The sequence below is a fragment of the Litorivivens sp. genome, assembly GCF_041624475.1.
GTDB lineage: Bacteria > Pseudomonadota > Gammaproteobacteria > Pseudomonadales > Spongiibacteraceae > Litorivivens.
On record NZ_JBFJUX010000015.1, the window covers coordinates 1 to 17,340 of the forward strand.

The window sequence follows — 17,340 nt, forward strand, 5'->3', positions numbered from 1 at the left end:
ATGGCCATGCCCACCTTCCGTAGTGTCCTCTCTTCCTGAGAGTGCCTCCCTGCAACGGGCACATCCTGTGCCTTCTGTGAACTATAGATACACAACCCAAATTTGCAAACCCGAATCAAGTGGGGTTCACCGGATGCTTACCTCGGAGTCATGTCCCGGCTACGCCATGCGCGGTAACTACTGCGGTGCACCCCAAACACTTCACACAAGTGCTGCACCGCATAGCTCTCTTCAAGTCGCTCGATTATCGAGAACTGCTCAGGGAGTCCGACATCAAGAGGGCTGTAGCCTTTTTTAGTATCTCTTTCTCTTCCTCAGCCCGCCGTAACTTGCGCTTCAGATCCTGGATCTCTCGCTGCTCAGCGGTCAGTGCCTCGCCTTTATCTGGCGCATTGCCGGAGCGCTCGGCCCGGAGTCGGCGAACCCAATACTCCATGGTGGACTTGCCAACACCCATCGCGTCGCAAGCTGCCTTTATTGTGTAGCCTTGGTCGACCACAAGCTGGGCCGCTTCGAGACGGAATTCTGGGCTGAAGTTTCTCTTCTTCGTCATCGTTTCCACCTGACTTTCTCTACGAGTGATAATACACTCAAAATCAGGTGGCCAAATTCACTATGCCACTACAAGGGGGCGATTTTTCTGTGCCTCCTTTCGGCATCGTTCGTATATATCTATTTTGCTCTTTAACCTAAGCTATCTTGCTGCATGGGCTTAAGCATGCCGGATGCGATGGCGTCGTTTCGTTTACTGGTGAACCAGACAAAAACCAATAGAAGCATGCAGAACCCCCCGAAGCTGATGAATTCTGGGATTCTTAGTGCGGAGAGGGTTAACCCGATAGCAGCCAGAAGTAAAGCAATTGAGTGTATCGCGGTTACAGTGGAAGTAACCGATAACCCACTTTGCCTCAAGATGTGATGGAGGTGGTCTCGGCCTGGTTCCATTAATGGCCGGCCGTTAATCTTTCGACGAAACATGACTGCTGCGGTATCTAGGAGAGGTATCGCTATTAGATACAAGGCAGTCACCGGCGATATTAGAGAGGATTCGCTACTGCTGACTAGGAGCCATGCTATGGCGAAGCCTAAAGTGGTGCTGCCAGTGTCTCCGAGGAAGGCTTTAGCTCTTGAGGTCCATGGGAAGCGGTAGTTAATTAGCAAGAAGGAGAATAAGGCGGCAGCAAATGCGCCGCTAAGAATAGCTTGCGGCCATAGTTCTGCTTTCGCGGCTATTGCGCTAAGAATCGTTAGCGGAATGAATGCTAGGCCACCCGCGAGCCCATCCAGTCCATCGATCATGTTGAAAGCATTTATTGCACTCAAAACAGCGAATATTGTGACTGGAATGCTTAAAGCGATTAGTTGGATTGGTCCGATACCGTAGATATCACCAAGGCTTGTGATACTAACGTCAGCGAGAACGGCCATAATAAGGCTGGCCACTATCTGGGTTATTAAGCGTTTTTTTGGGCTAAGTTCGTGCCGGTCATCATAAAGTCCGGTTATCAACAATACGAATAGCGCAGGCCAAAACCAGATAAGGTTTGATGTCATAACTTCAGGCCAGAGTATTGCTGAAAATGCACTAGCGCCTATCGCTAGGCCGCCTACCAGTGGAGTGGGAGCTTGGTGGTGCTTACGCCCCCCGGGTTCGTCAATTAAGCGGAGAGACGTAGCATTTTTTATTAAGATTTGAAGTAGTATTGTGCAGAGTGCAAAAGAAATACTTGCAGTGAGGACTAGCGCCAACATTTCAACACACGCTCTAGATAGGTTTTCGGCTTGAGGGAGCCTAAAATGGGTTCTTCGTTTCGGCGCGAAATCACGGTTAGCCGCCGAGTTATATGTATGCGCTAAATTATAAACCGCGTACTTGGCATAATTACATAAGTTGGTTGATATTTAAACGCCTTAAGTGTGATTGGATTTAGGTTTAGAGGGCTGATGGGGGTGGGTGCGTAAATTCCCGTGCTAGAATGCCCGCTTTTCAACCGGCAGGATCTTAGCCCCTTGAGCGATTCAGAACAGAAACCTTCCTTCTTTTCCCGTTTGAAAGACGGCCTTACCGGTGCTGGCGAAGATCTGGCGGCGGCTGAGGGCTTTATTGAAGACGCGGAACTGGCGCCGTGGCAGCACGTTGAGCTCACTGAAGAGCAGAAAATGCGGTTGTTTGAACGGCTTACGCGAGGTTTGCAGCAAACGGGCAGCAATATCGGGCAGGGGCTGGGTAACCTGATTCTGGGTCAGAAGACCATCGATGACGACCTGCTGGAGGAGATCGAAACCCAGCTGCTGATGGCGGACATTGGCATTGAGGCCACCCAGACCATTATCGACAACATTACCGATAAGGTTCATCGCAAACAGCTGGCGGATGCCCAGGCGCTGTATCAGGCACTGCAGGGCGAGCTGACCAACCTGCTGGTGCCGGCTCAGCAGGAGCTGGTAATTGACGGCAGCCACAAGCCCTATGTGATTTTGATGGTGGGCGTAAACGGCGTGGGCAAGACTACCACCATCGGTAAGCTGGCCAAGCAGCTGCAGGTGCTGGGTAAGTCGGTGATGCTGGCGGCGGGGGATACTTTTCGGGCGGCGGCGGTGGAGCAGCTGCAGGTGTGGGGCGAGCGCAATGGCGTGCCGGTGGTGGCGCAGCATACTGGGGCCGACTCCGCCTCGGTGATTTTTGATGCCCTGCAGGCGGCCAAAAGTCGCGAGGTGGATGTGCTGATTGCCGACACCGCCGGGCGTCTGCACAACAAGGACAACCTGATGGAAGAGCTGAAGAAGGTTGTTCGGGTGATGAAGAAGATCGATGACACCGCGCCCCATGAGGTGATGCTGGTGCTGGATGCGGGTACCGGCCAGAACGCGCTGGCTCAGGCCCGGCACTTTCAGGAGGCGGTTGGCGTGAGCGGTATTGCGCTGACCAAGTTGGATGGTACCGCTAAGGGCGGGATTATCTTTGCCATCAGCCAGCAGCTGGGTATTCCGATTCGCTTTATTGGTATTGGGGAGGGGATTGGGGACTTGCGGCCGTTTCGAGCGGATGAGTTTGTAGAGGCGTTGTTTGCCAGGCGGGTTGGGGCGGAGTAGTGGTGGCGATTTCCTGATTCCGCTGCCACACGTGAAGAGATTGCTTCACTACGTTCGCAATGACGGTGGGGTGTTAATGGAGATTACTTCCTGCCGCGCTGCGCTCCCCGTGACGGTGCTATACAATGCCTGCAATGATAATTAACGTGCGGCCACATGATTCAATTCGACGACGTCAGTAAACGCTACCCGGGCGGTCATACCGCGCTTAACCAGCTGAGTTTTCAGGTGGATCGTGGGGAAATGGTGTTTCTCACTGGCCACAGTGGTGCCGGCAAGAGCACGCTCTTGAAGCTTATTATGATGATGGAGCGGCCCACCTCTGGGCAGTTGTTTATTGACGGCAAAAACCTGAACCGCCTGTCGGCCCGCAAGATTCCCCAGCATCGACGCGGTGTGGGGGTGGTGTTTCAGAACCACCAGCTGCTGTTTGATCGCTCTGTGTTCGACAATGTGGCGCTGCCCCTGATCATTGCCGGCTTTCAGCCGCGCGATGTGGGGCGGCGGGTGCGGGCGGCACTGGATAAGGTGGGCCTGCTCGACAAGGAAAAAAAGAACCCGGTCACGCTCTCAGGTGGTGAGCAACAGCGGGTGGGCATTGCCCGGGCGGTGGTGAACAAACCGGCCTTGCTGCTGGCCGATGAGCCTACCGGTAACCTTGATCCGCAGCTGTCTGCCGAAATCATGCATTTATTTGAGCAGTTTAATCAGGTGGGGGTGACCGTATTGATTGCCACCCACGACCTGTCTCTGATTGCCCGCATGCCCTACCGGGTGATGTCGCTGGAGCAAGGCCAGATTTTGGCTGGCGGAGTGACGCCAGCATGAGCGCCACGCCTACCCGCAAGCCGGTGAAATCCAAGCCCTCGGAGCCGAAAACACCGGGCGCTGGCGCCAGCGTTAAACCCATCGGTATGAAAGAGAAGTGGCAGGGCTACTGGGCCAATCAGCGGTTGGTGGCTGGCCAGACTTTGCGCCGTTTGGTAAAGGAGCCGGCCTCGTCGGCGATGACGGTCTTGGTCATTGGCATTGCCCTGGCTCTGCCGGTGGTGATGCTGGTGGCCCTGGCCAATATTGAGCAGCTGGGCCGGGGCTGGGATGGCGCGGCGAAAATCACCCTCTTTCTGGACCAGACGCTGAGTGACGCCCGGGCGCGTGAATTTGCAGGCAGCTTGAACCGGCATTCGGATATTGAAGCGGTGGAATACCGCTCGTCGCGTGAGGCGCTGGAAGAGTTTCGGGAGATGTCTGGCTATGGCGATGTGCTCAATTCGCTGAGTCGAAACCCCTTGCCGGCCGTGGTGCTGATTACGCCCGTGGCCAGCGAGCGCTCGACGGCCGTCAGTCAGCAGCTGCTGGCGGAGCTTGCAGGCAAGCCGCAGGTGGCGCAGGCCAAGCTGGATTTGGAGTGGGTGCAGCGCCTGCATGCGATGATGGACATCGGCAAGCGCATCACCCTGGCGCTGGCCTTTCTGCTGATGCTGGGGGTGCTATTGGTGATTGGGAACACCATTAAGCTCGCCATCGAGGCCCGGCGCGATGAGATTGTGGTGGTAAAACTGGTCGGCGGTACCGATGCCTTCGTGCGCCGGCCCTTCCTTTATACAGGGTTCTGGTATGGCCTGGGCGGTGGCTTGACGGCCTGGTTGATTCTGCAGGTGAGCCTGCTGATTCTGGCGGGGCCGGTTTCTACCCTGGCGGGGCTTTATGGAAGTGAGTACTCGCTTATTGGTTTGGGCTTTGGTAATACGCTTATGCTCTGGCTGACCAGCGGGTTGTTGGGCTGGATGGGCGCCTTTTTGGTGGTGGGGCGGCATTTGAGTGGCATTGAGCCGCGCTGAGGTGCGCTAGCTTTCTGAAAGTTAAAAATTATTCAGGCTTATCCACAGAGCGCATGGTGAACTTTTCCGCCTGTTGGCACTCTAACTCGCCGAGTGCTAAACTTCTTGGCCCTGATTGGTATTAACCACTCTTTAGGAGGTACTGCGCACATGGCAACCCAACTGCAGCCAATTCACCAATTGGTGCCGGGTAGCGACCTCTCTGCGTATATCCAGACCGTTGGCAGCATCCCGGTACTGAGCGCCGAGCGCGAGCGCGCGCTGGCAGAAGACCTTTTCTACAATGAGAATCTTGAGGCGGCGCGCGAGCTGGTTATGTCGCACCTGCGTTTTGTGGTGCACATTGCGCGCAGCTACAGGGGTTACGGCCTGCCCCAGGCTGACCTGATTCAGGAAGGCAACGTCGGCTTGATGAAGGCGGTCAAGCGTTTTGACCCCACCAAGGGCGTGCGACTGGTGTCCTTTGCGGTGCACTGGATCAAGGCCGAAATTCACGAATTTATTTTGCGTAACTGGCGTATTGTTAAAGTGGCCACCACCAAGGCCCAGCGCAAGCTATTCTTTAACCTGCGCGGTGCCAAGAAAAAACTGGCCTGGCTCAATAATGAAGAAGCCACGGCGGTTGCCAAAGATCTGGGCGTTGAAGTGAAAGACGTCCGTCAGATGGAAAGCCGTCTGGCCGCTGTTGACGTCGGCTTTGATGTCGACGTGGATGACGACTCACCCTCGCCGGCTCCGGTGCAGTATCTGGAAGACCATACCTCCAACCCCGCCCAGCTACTGGAAGCGGCCGATTGGGAAAGCGACTCCAACGAAAAACTGGCGCTTGCCATGGCAGAGCTGGACGAGCGTAGCCGCGATATTCTGCAGGCCCGCTGGCTCAATGAAGATTCCAAGGAAACCCTGCACGAACTGGCAGCCCGTTATGGCGTGTCGGCTGAGCGTATTCGTCAGCTTGAGCAGAATGCGATGAAGAAGCTGAAGGCTTCAATGATGGCTTAAGGGATTTCCCCGCCCCCTCTTTATTTCCGGAAGGGGCGGCTCCTCTGCTGAATCTCCTGCTTCTCCTGGACAAATTCCCTGTTCCGCTTGATATACTCTCCCTCCTTCTCGAATCATATAAAGATCATTACATGTCTAAAGTTGCGCTGATTACTGGCATTACTGGCCAGGACGGCTCCTATCTTGCGGAGCTGCTTCTCAAAAAAGGTTACGAAGTTCATGGTACTAAGCGTCGGGCTGCGTCGCTCAATACCGAACGCATTGATCATATCTATCAGGATCCACACCACCCCGACCCCAATCTGATTTTGCACTACGGTGATCTAAGCGATACCTCCAACCTCACCCGTATTGTGCAGGAGGTTCAGCCCGACGAAATCTACAACCTTGGTGCAATGAGCCACGTTGCGGTGTCTTTTCAGCAGCCGGAATACACCGCTGACGTCGATGGCCTTGGTACTCTGCGCTTGCTTGAAGCGATTCGTCTGTTGGGGTTAAAAGACAAAACCCGCTTTTATCAGGCCTCTACCTCTGAGCTATACGGTTTGGTGCAGGAAACACCGCAAAAAGAAACCACGCCGTTTTACCCGCGCTCGCCCTACGCCGTAGCCAAGCTCTACGCCTACTGGATTACGGTTAACTACCGCGAGTCTTACGGTATGTATGCCTGCAACGGCATTTTGTTCAACCACGAGTCCAGTCGCCGTGGTGAGACTTTTGTGACCCGCAAGATCACTCGCGGCCTGAGCAATATCGCTCAAGGACTGGAACAGTGTCTCTATCTTGGCAATATGGATGCCCTGCGCGACTGGGGTCACGCCAAAGACTACGTTGAAATGCAGTGGTTGATGTTGCAACAGGAACAGGCCGAAGATTTTGTCATTGCAACCGGCAAACAGTACTCCGTGCGCCGTTTTGTGGAAATGGCCGCCTCTGAGCTGGGGATCGAGCTCGAGTGGCAGGGCAGTGGCGTCGATGAAGTGGGTGTAGTAGCTTCCGTAACTGGAGACTGTGCTCCGGCCATCAAGCCTGGAGCAGTGATTATTAAAGTCGACCCGCGTTACTTCAGGCCGGCCGAGGTGGAGACCCTGCTCGGTGATCCAAGCCGCGCCCACGAGCAGCTAGGCTGGAAGCCGACGATAACGGCGGAAGAGATGGTGGCGGAGATGGTTGCGTTTGATCTTGATCAGGCTCGTCGTCACGCTCTGTTAAAGCAGCATGGCTTCGATATTAACCTGTCGCTGGAGAATCCCTGATGCCCAAGGTTTTTGTCGCGGGGCACCGGGGTATGGTAGGCGGCGCGATTGTGCGGCGTCTGGAGTCGGATGGAGTTGAGGTCGTTTCGGCCAATCGAGATCAGCTCGACCTGAGAGACTCAAATGCGGTTAAGGCTTTTTTCGAGCGTGAGCGTCCGGACGCGGTCTACCTTGCGGCGGCGAAGGTAGGTGGCATTCACGCCAACAACGAGTACCCCGCTGAATTTATCTATGAAAACCTGATGATTGAGGCCAATGTGATTCATCAGGCCTATGCCAGTGGTGTGGGCAAGTTATTGTTTCTCGGGTCATCCTGCATTTACCCCAAGTTTGCGAAGCAACCGATGGCGGAAAGCGAGCTGCTGACTGGTGTGCTCGAGCCGACCAATGAGCCCTATGCCATCGCCAAAATTGCGGGCATAAAGCTATGTGAATCCTATAACCGCCAGTACGGGGTGGATTATCGTAGCGTGATGCCAACAAACCTCTACGGCCCCGGCGACAACTTTCATCCTGAGAACTCCCACGTGATTCCGGCGCTAATGCGCCGCATTCATGAGGCCAAACTGGGTGGCGCAAAAGAGGTGGTGATTTGGGGCAGCGGCAAGCCTTGCCGCGAGTTTCTTCACGTGGATGATATGGCCGATGCCTGTGTGTCGGTTATGAACCTCCCGGCTGAGGTGCTGGCGAAGCACACCGAACCTATGTTGTCGCATATTAATGTAGGTACGGGCGTTGATTGCAGCATTCGCGAGCTGGCGGAAACCCTCTGCGAGGTCATCGGCTTCGAGGGTGAGCTGATTTTTGATACCAGCAAGCCTGACGGCACACCGCGTAAGCTGCTGGATGTATCGCGCCTGAAACAGCTGGGATGGGAGGCCAAGATAGGCTTACGCGAAGGTTTGGCGGAGACGTATCAATGGTTTTTGAAGCAGGGTGGGGCGGTTCGCGGTTAGGCTTTTGCCCTGTAACCCCCTCACCCCGTCCCTCTCCCAGCGGGAGAGGGTGCGCACTGAGCAAAATTTTAAGTTCCCTCTCCCTCTGGGAGAGGGTTAGGGTGAGGGCTAAACCTCCGCCGTCAACGCCTTGCTCTGTTCTTCAAACAACCCCCCAATCCCTTTCTCTGCCAAATCCAGCATTGCGTTCAACTCGGTTCGCGCAAAAGGCGCGGCTTCCGCTGTACCCTGCACTTCAATAAAACCGCCGTTGGAACCCATCACCACATTCATATCGGTTTCGGCTTTGGAGTCTTCCGGGTAGTCCAGATCCAGCACCGGGGTGCCTTCAAACACGCCAACGCTGATGGCGGCTATCTGCTGCACTATGGGGTTTTCTTTAACAGTGCCCGCCTTGAGCATGCTGGCAATGGCATCAGCCAGGGCAATGTAGGCGCCGGTAATGGAGGCTGTGCGGGTGCCACCGTCGGCCTGAATCACGTCGCAGTCGATCTGGATGGTGTTTTCGCCGAGCTTGTTCATATCCACGGCGGCGCGCAGTGAACGGCCAATCAGGCGCTGAATTTCCTGGGTGCGACCGCTCTGCTTACCGCGAGCGGCTTCGCGGTTCATGCGCGAGCCGGTGGAGCGGGGCAGCATGCCGTATTCGGCGGTGACCCAGCCCTGACCTTTGCCGCGCAGAAAGGGCGGCACGGAGTTGTCGACCGAGGCGGTGCAGATCACTTTGGTGTTGCCCATTTCAATCAACACCGAGCCTTCGGCGTGACAGGTGTAGCTTCGGGTAATACGGATTTCACGCAGTTGATCTGGCTGGCGGCCGCTGGGTCGTGACATGCAATGCTCCTGATTGGTTTTTAAGGGTGTTGTAAAGCCAAGGCGAGGGAGTATAACAGCTCGCAGTGCCCATTTTCTGGGGCTTCTGTGTAAATGTCCCGCTCTCATCGGTTGAACTACAGGGTACAATGTCGGCTCCACTTGTCGCCGGAGACCTCTCTTGCCCGTTCGTAGCATGACCGCCTTCGCGCATCAGCGCGCCGAATTGCCCTGGGGTACCGCCTCCTGGGAGATTCGCTCTGTCAATCAGCGCTATCTCGATTTGACCTTCAAACTACCCGAATTGTGGCGCCACCTTGAGCCGGCCCTGCGTGACAGCCTTCGCAAGGCTCTGTCGCGTGGAAAGGTAGAGGTGACCCTGCGCCTGCAGATGCAGAATCAGGCCGGCGAAAGCCTTAAGGTGAATGAGGTGCTGGCGGATCAGGTGATTGCCGCCGCCAGCGCCATTCAGGCCAAACTGGATTCCAGTGCGCCAATTGACCCCTTGCGGGTGCTGCAGTGGCCGGGCGTGGTGGGTGACACGCAGCCTGATGCCGATGAGGTGCAAAATGATCTTCACACGTTGTTTGCGAAGGCTCTGAAAGAGCTGCAAGCGGGGCGTGAGCGTGAGGGCGGCGAGCTGAAAGCCATGATCGAGCAGCGTCTCGGGCAGATCAGTGACATCACTAAGACCCTTCGCGGCGCCATGCCACAGCTGGTGCAGGCCCAGCGCGACAAACTGAGCCAGCGCCTTGAGGCCTTGAACGTACAGCTCAATGAGGAGCGGCTGGAAGCGGAAGTGGCTCTGCTGGCCCAGAAAATCGATGTGGCCGAAGAGCTGGATCGCCTCGACACGCACGTGCAGGAAGTGCAGCGTGTTCTCAGCAAAGGCGGTGCCTGTGGCCGCAAGCTGGATTTTCTGATGCAGGAGCTCAATCGCGAGGCCAACACCCTCTCCTCCAAGGCCGTGGTGGCGGATAGCACTCAGGCGGCGGTAGAGTTGAAGGTGTTGATAGAGCAGATGCGGGAGCAGATTCAGAACATCGAATAGGTTTTTGCAGCTGCTGGTTAAATGCAAATCAACTCGCTATGGCGTGATATGGGTTGTATCGAGTCTGCCAAAATTGGGAGGCGAGAGAAATGGTTGCGCTATCTTTCGCTGCTAGCCCATATCAAATTTGTTCTTTGGCGTGCCGTCACGTAGCAGTTCAAAGGCAATGTCTTTCACTTCTGTCTGCACATAAGACCAGTATTCCGGATTATCAACGGTTCTTTCTTTGATCAGTTTGGGGATAAAGCGGGTCATTTCCATGTTGAAGTCGTTGCGCACTTCATCGCCTTGCATCAGTTTGGCGAGTTGAATGGAAAGCGCCTGCTGAAAGTCTTCTGTTTGTTTTTTCCGGGCGGTTAATTTCTGTGCAACCAACGTTTTTGACAGGCTAACACCGCGTTGTTTAATCCAGACGATATCCCATATATCGCGGGGTTTGATACGTCTTGCGCGATAAGCCATGGCGATGAGCTTGTCCGCGAGCGTTTCTTGTAGCGATTGTACCGGAACCAGGATTCCTTCCGTTGGCACCACAATGTTGTAGTGATTCAGCAAGGCGCGCTTTTCTATATCAAAGGATGGAATGGCGCATACATCAATATGCATCTTTTGCCAGGGCAAGTCGGGACGGCTGGCTTCTTTCGCAATGCTGATTTTCCAAGACACAGTGTCGCCTTGTGACGCAAGCGAGGGCTTATTGACCCGAACCTCCGTTTCGTATTTTTTCTGAATGTACTTTTGTAATTCAGATTCCAGGCCATCAAAATCCGTGGGCTTGAAGTCGTGCCCGCCATTAAAATCAAGGTCTTCCGACAAGCGTGCGCTGTTATAACACATGCGCAGTGAGGTGCCGCCAATAAAGGTGAGCCGCTGCATAACACCTTGTTTGATCAACACATCCATAATGTCGTGATGCAGTATCTCCTTTTCTATCACCGGCGTGATCGCAGCATAGTCTGGATTGGCTTGAACAATTTGGCGGATTTGCTGCTTCAACATATTAGCTCTCCAGCATATGCAGGTTGCGGCGGCAGTGTTTCAGGTCGGCAATCGCCTGTTCTGTATTTGCCCGCAACATTTTGATGTCTGGGTCATAGTACAAATTCGGAGCAATGTGCTCGATTGGCTTTTTCGTATGGGTAAATTCAATCACGCCATAGGGTGTGTCAAAGCGACCGCTTCGCCCTTTGGTGACAACGGTTACCCTGCCCATCAGCACTTGTGAAATGTCGCCCGTATGACTTAACTGGCTTTCGAGGCTAATGTAGTTAAGCACATCGCTGCGCAGCTTTTTTATGATTTTGTAGATCGCGGTTTCTCGCTCAGGCGGGGTGAGCACGCTTTCGTAAAAGCCTTTTATCACTCTTCTAAGTCGGCCTCTTTTAGTGCTGTCTGTCAGAAACTTCCTAAAGGCGGGATCGCAGGGTTCACCCAGCATAAATGCCAGTTCCGCGGCGCTGTGTATGCCACCTCCGGCCTTTACGGCTTCGGCCAAGGCGCTTAATAGCTTGTCCGATTTTGTCATAGGTATACACTAGGTCACTGATAAAGTAATTTAGTGTATACTCATGCGCGTAGTTTAGCAACTGGGTAAACAGATAGTTACTTATTTGGAAGCTTGGCGTATACCTGAACGCTTGTGCTTTTCCAGGCCTCAATGGGTATTCAGAGTCATGGGTGCTCTATATTCCTCGTAAATCAAATGCTTGCTTGAGCCGTCCGCAAAAGCCTCAATGCTGGGGTCTGTATTGGAGGCTGGTCAGCACTTCATGCAGAAAACTGAAAGGCCTGCGTAAGCAGAGGCTGAATCTCTACCTTTCGCGACAGGCGCTCTCCATCAGCGAAGCGTTTCGGGTCGGAGATCACAAAGCCCCAATACTGCAAAAATCGGTCGATAAAGCGTGATTCGATCAGCATGTGAAGTTGTTCTATCGGTGTGAAGTAGACGTCGGTTGGCAATTGGCTGAGTAAATCCGGGAATGCTTTGCTGACCTCTGCAAGCATCTGATCAATCGAGCCGTGGCTTTGAAGTCGCCACAGCATAAACAGCCAGAACATCCGTAAATCGACGTTGTCCTCCCAGCCATCCATATAGCCCCAGTTGTACTTCCTGAGGGCGGCCTCCAGCATGGGGTAGAAGAAGGCTTTGACGCCATGGTTTTGATACTGCTTTTGCGCAGCCTTTTTAATGTGAATGTGCCCGCTTTTGCGGAACGTGATTCCGGCAATTTCGGCCATGATGCGGGTGTAGTGCAAGGCGTTGAATTTATCTTCGTTGCTGCCCGTGTACTCAGAAATGCTTGGGACTGTTTCGAATTTGGCAATTGCAAACTCCGGCAGCAGCTCACTGGCTTGTTTTACCAGCTTTGTCGGCAGGTTGCCTTTAGGGGTTGTTTTCAATTTCCCATCGCGCTGCATTGCCTCTTCCACTATCAGTTCCAGATAGCGCATGACGGGACTGCCTGATAAGTCCTCGGGTGTGTTGATGGTGAGTCCGGCCAGCTCTGAGAAAGGTGCATACAGCCAGTTGGCCATCTGGCTTGGTGAAAGGCCGCAAAAGTCGTCAAGGGGCTGACTGTTGCGCACATGCATGCGCTGCTGGATAAGCAGATTGACCTCATCGATAGTCAGATTGGGGTTCATTGCTACGGTTTGCCCAATGTCATCGAAAAGGTCTGCATGCTGTTTTGACGCGGCTTCCATACAGCAGTGTTGATATTTGGCACCACTGCCACAGGGGCAGGGGTCATTTCGACCGGGTTTCATAGTAAGCGAGCCTGTACTTTCTGAAATTGCGTTATTGTATGCACATCGGTGCGGTGCTGCTTTGTAACCTGTGGCCGCATTGCCCGTTCATTCTCAGGCTGCGGTGTGCCTATAATCCCTGCGGCAAACCACTATCCAAAGAATTCCGCGTAAACTGCTATCATTAGCAGCTCATCTGGACAAAATACAAGAACATGGCATCCCAAGGCATTCTCTACACTATTTCCGCTCCCTCCGGCGCCGGCAAAACCAGTTTGGTTCACGCCTTGCTGGAGCGCACCGACAATATCCGCGTATCGGTGTCGCACACCACCCGCCCGCAGCGCCCCGGCGAGGTCGACGGCAAGGATTACCATTTTGTCTCCGTCGAGCAGTTTCTGGCTATGCTGGGTGAGGCTGCCTTTCTGGAGCATGCCCAAGTCTTCGACAACTATTATGGCACCTCCCAGTCTTGGGTCAGCCAGCAGCTGGCGGGCGGTACTGACGTGATTCTGGAGATCGACTGGCAGGGCGCCGCGCAGGTGCGGCGAATCATGCCGGAAACCCGCTCTATTTTTATTCTGCCACCCTCGCGGGAAACGCTGGAGCAGCGCCTGCGCGGGCGCGGTCAGGACGATGAGGCGATTATCGCCCGGCGGATGCAGGCGGCGGTGGACGAGATGTCCCACTTTGCCGAGGCCGAGTATCTGGTGATTAACGACGATTTTGAAACCGCCCTGGCCGACCTGCAGGCGATAATCCACAGCCAGCGTCTGAGCCTGCCCTCGCAGCAGCTCAAGCATCAGGCTTTGTTGGCGGATCTACTGTCGCGTCCTGATCAATTTTGATACACTCGCCCGCCCGCTGGGCTTGCGCTCAGTGGCCTTCTTGCCTTTTACTAGTGTGTATCAGGCGGGAAGCACTGTCAGAACGACTTTTTCACGCTGAACGACATTACTCAGGAAACTCGCATGGCCCGTATTACAGTTGAAGATTGCCTTGAGCACGTAGATAACCGCTTTGAGCTGGTGATGATTGCCAGCAAGCGCGCCCGCGCAATCGCCACCGGCGGTAAAGAACCGCTGGTGAGTGAAGACGGCGACAAGCCCACCGTGCTGGCCCTGCGTGAACTGGCTGAGCGCAAGATCACCAAACAGGAAGTGATGGCCGCGGACATTGAACGCGAAGAGCCGGAACTCGATCTCAGCGAGATGGACAGTCATCCTATCGCCTAACCGTTGCTGTTGAGGGGAGGAATGCTTCAGTACTCGATATTCCACGCCCAAAACGGTCACCAACCGGAACGGTCCATTGGCGCGCTAGCCGACACTCTCGCCGATTACCTGTCGCCTGAGCAGGTGAATCTGGTACGGCGCGCCTATTACTACGCTGAACAGGCCCACGAAGGGCAGCGCCGCCGCAGCGGCGAGCCCTACGTTACCCACCCGCTCGCCGTCGCCGCCATTCTCGCTGACATGCACATGGATCATCAGAGCCTTATGGCCGCCATGCTGCACGATGTGATTGAAGATACCGCCATCTCCAAGAAAACCCTCGCCAATCAGTTCGGCGCCACCGTGGCGGAACTGGTGGATGGGGTGTCCAAACTGACCCGTATTGAATTTCAGTCCCGTGCCGAGCAGCAGGCGGAAAACTTCCAGAAAATGGCTTTGGCCATGGCAAAGGATATCCGGGTTATTCTGGTGAAGCTGGCAGACCGACTGCACAACATGCGCACCCTCGGGGTGCTGCAGCCGGACAAGCGTCGCCGCATCGCCCGCGAAACCCTAGAAATTTATGCCCCCATCGCCCAGCGACTGGGGATGCACAATATCCGGCTGGAATTTGAAGATCTCGGCTTCAGCGCCATGTACCCGATGCGGGCCGAGCGCATCCGCCGCGCCGTCAAGCGGGTGCGGGGTGATCGCCGCGAGATTGTCGAGCAGATCGAAGAGTCCATTGAAACGTATCTGGAAGAAGAGGGAATCAGTGCCCGGGTAATGGGGCGTGAGAAGCACCTCTACAGCATCTACCAGAAGATGCGCAGCAAGCGTAAGTCTTTCAGTGAAATCATGGATCTGTATGCCTTTCGCATCGTGGTGGACTCGGTCGACGACTGTTACCGGGTGCTGGGCTGCGTGCACAGTCTCTACAAACCGGTACCTGGGCAGTTCAAGGATTACATCGCGATACCCAAGGCCAATGGCTACCAGTCGTTGCACACGGGCCTGTTTGGCCTGAACGGCGTGCCTATCGAAATCCAGATTCGCACAGAAGAAATGGAAGAGATGGCCAACAACGGCATTGCCGCTCACTGGCTCTACAAAACCGACAGCGGGCCATCGTCGGGCAGCAGTCACGCCCGGGCCCGGCAGTGGGTTCAGGGGCTGCTGGAAATGCAGCAGCGGGCGGGTAACTCGCTGGAGTTTATTGAAAACGTCAAAATTGATCTCTTCCCTGACGAGATCTATGTGTTTACCCCCAAGGGCGAGATTCTGGAATTGCCGGCCGGGGCCACGGCGGTGGATTTTGCCTACTCAGTGCATAGTGACGTGGGCAACAACTGCGTCGCCTGTCGTATCAATCGCCGTCTGGCACCCTTATCGGAAGTGCTGCAGAGTGGTCAGAGTGTCGAGGTCATTACTGCGCAAGGGGCCCAGCCCAATCCTAACTGGCTCAACTTTGTGGTCACCGCGAAAGCCCGCTCCACCATCCGGCATTTTCTAAAGCATCAGCGCCGCGCCGAAGCGGTGGAGCTGGGGCAGCGTATGCTGGAAAAAGCCCTGGCCGGTCTCGGCAGCCAGTTGAAAGAAATTCCGGAAGCCCAGCGCGCCGAACTGGTGGAGCAGACCGACAGCGAAAAATTTGAAAACATTCTGGAAGAGATCGGACTCGGCAACCGGGTGGCCTATCTTACCGCCCGGCAATTGCTGAATGGCCCCAAGGCAGAACCGGAACAGGCCGAGCAGCTGGTACAACACTCCATGGTGATCAACGGTACTGAGGGCTTTCTGGTCAATTTTGCCAAGTGTTGCTACCCGATACCGGGGGACCCGATTATCGGCCTGCTCAGCTCAGAAAAGGGGGTGGTGGTTCACACCGATACCTGCCACAACAGTATCGAGATGCGCAGCAAGCCCGAAAAAGTGGTGCCCCTGTCCTGGGCGGACGACACTGAAAATGATTTTACGGTTGAGCTGAAGGTCGAGCTCAGCAAGCAGCGCGGTATTATCGCGGTGCTGGCAACCCGAGTGAATGGCGCCGACGCCAGCATTGAAAAAATCAGTGTGGAGGAAGACACCTCTAAAATCACCACCGTGCATTTGCTGATCGGGGTGCGCTCGCGGCTGCACCTGGCCAATATCATGCGCCGCATCAGGCACATTCCGGCTACCCTGCGGGTAACCCGGGTACGTCACTGATCAGGTAATCACGAGGACCGAGACGCGGCGATCGTTTGAATTCACTGCCACGCTCGAGGAGTTTGCTTCGCTGCGTTCGCAATGACGGTGTCTTTGTCATACCTATCGACAAGGCTCCGTTATCGCGCAGCCGTCAGCAGCACGATACGCTGGGTCAATGCATCTTCTGGAGCGCATTCTTCGCTGTCTACCTGCCCCTGAAGTTCCAACATGTTTTCGCCGTCGTTCAAGGACAGTGCCAGCGCTTCCCCAAAGCGGTTGTCTACGGGGTTGAACTGATCAGAAATATCCTCACCGTTCAGCGTGGCGCGAAAGCCGTCGGCGGCCAGGGGGGCCTTGTAAAATAACAGAAGCTTTTTGCCCGGATCGACGGTATAGGCACCATCGTTCTGCTGCGCATGAATGTGGACCAGCTCGCTGCTGCCGCAGGCATGGCTTAAGGAACTCAGGGTCAGGGCGATAGTTGATAGCAACATTTTCATCACGACACTCCATTGCGTGTTGGTTGTTGTTTTCTCTGCATTGCAGGGCGCGTCGGCGTTGACCAGCCTGCAATAATTGTTATTTTTGAAGGGCGCCGAGTGTGGAGAAGTAGCCGCTTCAGGTCAAGGCGGGCCAAGACCGCTGCATTGCGCTACCATGCGGGTTTTCTGCCTTAGTTTTGTTGTTGGAGTTCGCATGTCCAAGAAAAGCATTGTTTCCACAGACCAGGCCCCGAAGGCCATCGGCCCCTATTCACAGGCGGTAAAATTCGGCGATATCGTCTTTCTGTCGGGGCAGATTCCGCTCGACCCGAACACCATGACCATGGTGGGTGAGACCGCAGCCGAGCAGGCCGAGCAGGTCTTCAAAAATCTGAGTGCAGTGGCGGCCGAGGCGGGCGGTACGCTCGATGACGCCCTGAAGGTTAATATCTCGCTGACCGACCTGAATGATTTTGTGGCAGTGAATGAAGTGATGGCGCGACATTTTGCCGAACCCTACCCGGCCCGTGCCTGTGTGCAGGTGGCGGCCTTGCCAAAGGGGGCGAAGGTGGAGATTGAAGTGATTCTCGGCGTGTAAGTGCGTCCCCCTCACCCCAGCCCATTGACTCACTGCGTTCGGGGCTGCACCCCGCCGTCGCAAGCTCCGGCGCCTAAACCCTGCGGGTTTGTCCCAGAG

At 55.1% G+C, this 17,340-nt stretch carries 17 protein-coding genes and 1 pseudogene; 11 read left to right on the forward strand and 7 right to left on the reverse strand.

Going from position 1 to position 17,340, the window contains the following annotated elements; translation table 11 throughout:
- Positions 1-143 precede the first annotated feature (143 nt).
- Positions 144-553: pseudogene (locus ABY734_RS13910) on the reverse strand (transposase); the annotation flags it as partial.
- Positions 554-684: 131 nt separating this feature from the next.
- Positions 685-1,752 carry an MraY family glycosyltransferase gene (locus ABY734_RS13915; RefSeq protein ID WP_372779904.1) on the reverse strand — a complete coding sequence of 356 codons (1,068 nt, stop codon included), beginning with the start codon at positions 1,750-1,752 and terminating at the stop codon, positions 685-687.
- A gap of 258 nt (positions 1,753-2,010) precedes the next feature.
- Here ABY734_RS13915 and ftsY point away from each other — a divergent pair, with 258 nt between their 5' ends.
- From ftsY to ABY734_RS13945, 6 genes are all read left to right on the forward strand, one after another.
- Entirely contained in the window at positions 2,011-3,093 is a 1,083-nt protein-coding gene (gene ftsY / locus ABY734_RS13920) for a signal recognition particle-docking protein FtsY (RefSeq protein WP_372779906.1), read from the forward strand.
- Between the two features lie 156 nt (positions 3,094-3,249).
- Complete coding sequence (gene ftsE / locus ABY734_RS13925; RefSeq protein WP_372779907.1) at positions 3,250-3,921, forward strand: cell division ATP-binding protein FtsE; 672 nt, start codon at positions 3,250-3,252, stop codon at positions 3,919-3,921.
- Positions 3,918-4,934 carry a permease-like cell division protein FtsX gene (gene ftsX, locus ABY734_RS13930; protein ID WP_372779908.1) on the forward strand — a complete coding sequence of 339 codons (1,017 nt, stop codon included), beginning with the start codon at positions 3,918-3,920 and terminating at the stop codon, positions 4,932-4,934. The genes ftsE and ftsX overlap by 4 nt, the downstream gene beginning before the upstream one ends.
- Before the next feature lie 150 nt (positions 4,935-5,084).
- Positions 5,085-5,936: an RNA polymerase sigma factor RpoH gene (rpoH, locus tag ABY734_RS13935; protein ID WP_372779909.1), complete on the forward strand. Its 852-nt coding sequence runs from the start codon at positions 5,085-5,087 to the stop codon at positions 5,934-5,936.
- A 131-nt stretch (positions 5,937-6,067) separates the two neighbouring features.
- Positions 6,068-7,192, forward strand: a complete 1,125-nt coding sequence (gene gmd / locus ABY734_RS13940; protein WP_372779910.1) for a GDP-mannose 4,6-dehydratase — start codon at positions 6,068-6,070, stop codon at positions 7,190-7,192.
- Complete coding sequence (locus ABY734_RS13945) at positions 7,192-8,148, forward strand: GDP-L-fucose synthase family protein (protein ID WP_372779911.1); 957 nt, start codon at positions 7,192-7,194, stop codon at positions 8,146-8,148. Before gmd ends, ABY734_RS13945 begins: the two co-directional genes overlap by 1 nt.
- A gap of 108 nt (positions 8,149-8,256) precedes the next feature.
- Here the strand turns inward: ABY734_RS13945 and rph are convergent, their stop codons facing one another.
- Positions 8,257-8,982: a ribonuclease PH gene (rph, locus tag ABY734_RS13950; RefSeq protein WP_372779912.1), complete on the reverse strand. Its 726-nt coding sequence runs from the start codon at positions 8,980-8,982 to the stop codon at positions 8,257-8,259.
- A 160-nt stretch (positions 8,983-9,142) separates the two neighbouring features.
- Between rph and ABY734_RS13955 the strand changes: the two genes are divergently transcribed.
- The gene (locus ABY734_RS13955; RefSeq protein WP_372779913.1) at positions 9,143-10,012 is read left to right on the forward strand and encodes a YicC/YloC family endoribonuclease; all 870 of its coding nucleotides are present in this window, start codon (positions 9,143-9,145) and stop codon (positions 10,010-10,012) included.
- 111 nt (positions 10,013-10,123) lie between these two features.
- On the opposite strand, the gene ABY734_RS13960 is transcribed toward ABY734_RS13955, so the two are convergent.
- The 3 genes from ABY734_RS13960 to ABY734_RS13970 form a co-directional block, all read right to left on the reverse strand.
- Complete coding sequence (locus ABY734_RS13960; protein WP_372779914.1) at positions 10,124-11,011, reverse strand: nucleotidyl transferase AbiEii/AbiGii toxin family protein; 888 nt, start codon at positions 11,009-11,011, stop codon at positions 10,124-10,126.
- A 1-nt stretch (position 11,012) separates the two neighbouring features.
- Positions 11,013-11,537, reverse strand: a complete 525-nt coding sequence (abiEi, locus tag ABY734_RS13965) for a type IV toxin-antitoxin system AbiEi family antitoxin (RefSeq protein ID WP_372779915.1) — start codon at positions 11,535-11,537, stop codon at positions 11,013-11,015.
- Between the two features lie 242 nt (positions 11,538-11,779).
- Complete coding sequence (locus ABY734_RS13970; protein ID WP_372779916.1) at positions 11,780-12,778, reverse strand: YecA family protein; 999 nt, start codon at positions 12,776-12,778, stop codon at positions 11,780-11,782.
- A gap of 194 nt (positions 12,779-12,972) precedes the next feature.
- Here ABY734_RS13970 and gmk point away from each other — a divergent pair, with 194 nt between their 5' ends.
- The 3 genes from gmk (at position 12,973) to spoT (ending at position 16,179) form a co-directional block, all read left to right on the forward strand.
- A complete protein-coding gene (gene gmk, locus ABY734_RS13975; protein WP_372779917.1) occupies positions 12,973-13,605 on the forward strand; it encodes a guanylate kinase in 633 nt (210 codons plus the stop codon).
- 123 nt (positions 13,606-13,728) lie between these two features.
- Complete coding sequence (gene rpoZ / locus ABY734_RS13980) at positions 13,729-13,992, forward strand: DNA-directed RNA polymerase subunit omega (RefSeq protein WP_372779918.1); 264 nt, start codon at positions 13,729-13,731, stop codon at positions 13,990-13,992.
- A 21-nt stretch (positions 13,993-14,013) separates the two neighbouring features.
- Entirely contained in the window at positions 14,014-16,179 is a 2,166-nt protein-coding gene (spoT, locus tag ABY734_RS13985) for a bifunctional GTP diphosphokinase/guanosine-3',5'-bis pyrophosphate 3'-pyrophosphohydrolase (protein WP_372779919.1), read from the forward strand.
- Between the two features lie 119 nt (positions 16,180-16,298).
- Here the strand turns inward: spoT and ABY734_RS13990 are convergent, their stop codons facing one another.
- Complete coding sequence (locus ABY734_RS13990) at positions 16,299-16,661, reverse strand: hypothetical protein (RefSeq protein WP_372779920.1); 363 nt, start codon at positions 16,659-16,661, stop codon at positions 16,299-16,301.
- Positions 16,662-16,857: 196 nt separating this feature from the next.
- Here ABY734_RS13990 and ABY734_RS13995 point away from each other — a divergent pair, with 196 nt between their 5' ends.
- Entirely contained in the window at positions 16,858-17,241 is a 384-nt protein-coding gene (locus ABY734_RS13995) for a RidA family protein (protein ID WP_372779921.1), read from the forward strand.
- Positions 17,242-17,340 lie beyond the last annotated feature (99 nt).

Coding starts and splice junctions, on each gene's coding strand:
- rpoH (WP_372779909.1), top strand. CDS start 5,085: ATGGCAACCCAACTGCAGCCAATTCACCAATTGGTGCCGGGTAGCGAC.
- ABY734_RS13960 (WP_372779914.1), bottom strand. CDS start 11,011: ATGTTGAAGCAGCAAATCCGCCAAATTGTTCAAGCCAATCCAGACTAT.
- abiEi (WP_372779915.1), bottom strand. CDS start 11,537: ATGACAAAATCGGACAAGCTATTAAGCGCCTTGGCCGAAGCCGTAAAG.
- ftsX (WP_372779908.1), top strand. CDS start 3,918: ATGAGCGCCACGCCTACCCGCAAGCCGGTGAAATCCAAGCCCTCGGAG.
- ABY734_RS13915 (WP_372779904.1), bottom strand. CDS start 1,752: ATGTTGGCGCTAGTCCTCACTGCAAGTATTTCTTTTGCACTCTGCACA.
- spoT (WP_372779919.1), top strand. CDS start 14,014: ATGCTTCAGTACTCGATATTCCACGCCCAAAACGGTCACCAACCGGAA.
- gmk (WP_372779917.1), top strand. CDS start 12,973: ATGGCATCCCAAGGCATTCTCTACACTATTTCCGCTCCCTCCGGCGCC.
- ftsE (WP_372779907.1), top strand. CDS start 3,250: ATGATTCAATTCGACGACGTCAGTAAACGCTACCCGGGCGGTCATACC.
- rpoZ (WP_372779918.1), top strand. CDS start 13,729: ATGGCCCGTATTACAGTTGAAGATTGCCTTGAGCACGTAGATAACCGC.
- ABY734_RS13945 (WP_372779911.1), top strand. CDS start 7,192: ATGCCCAAGGTTTTTGTCGCGGGGCACCGGGGTATGGTAGGCGGCGCG.
- ABY734_RS13995 (WP_372779921.1), top strand. CDS start 16,858: ATGTCCAAGAAAAGCATTGTTTCCACAGACCAGGCCCCGAAGGCCATC.
- rph (WP_372779912.1), bottom strand. CDS start 8,982: ATGTCACGACCCAGCGGCCGCCAGCCAGATCAACTGCGTGAAATCCGT.
- ABY734_RS13970 (WP_372779916.1), bottom strand. CDS start 12,778: ATGAAACCCGGTCGAAATGACCCCTGCCCCTGTGGCAGTGGTGCCAAA.
- ABY734_RS13990 (WP_372779920.1), bottom strand. CDS start 16,661: ATGAAAATGTTGCTATCAACTATCGCCCTGACCCTGAGTTCCTTAAGC.
- gmd (WP_372779910.1), top strand. CDS start 6,068: ATGTCTAAAGTTGCGCTGATTACTGGCATTACTGGCCAGGACGGCTCC.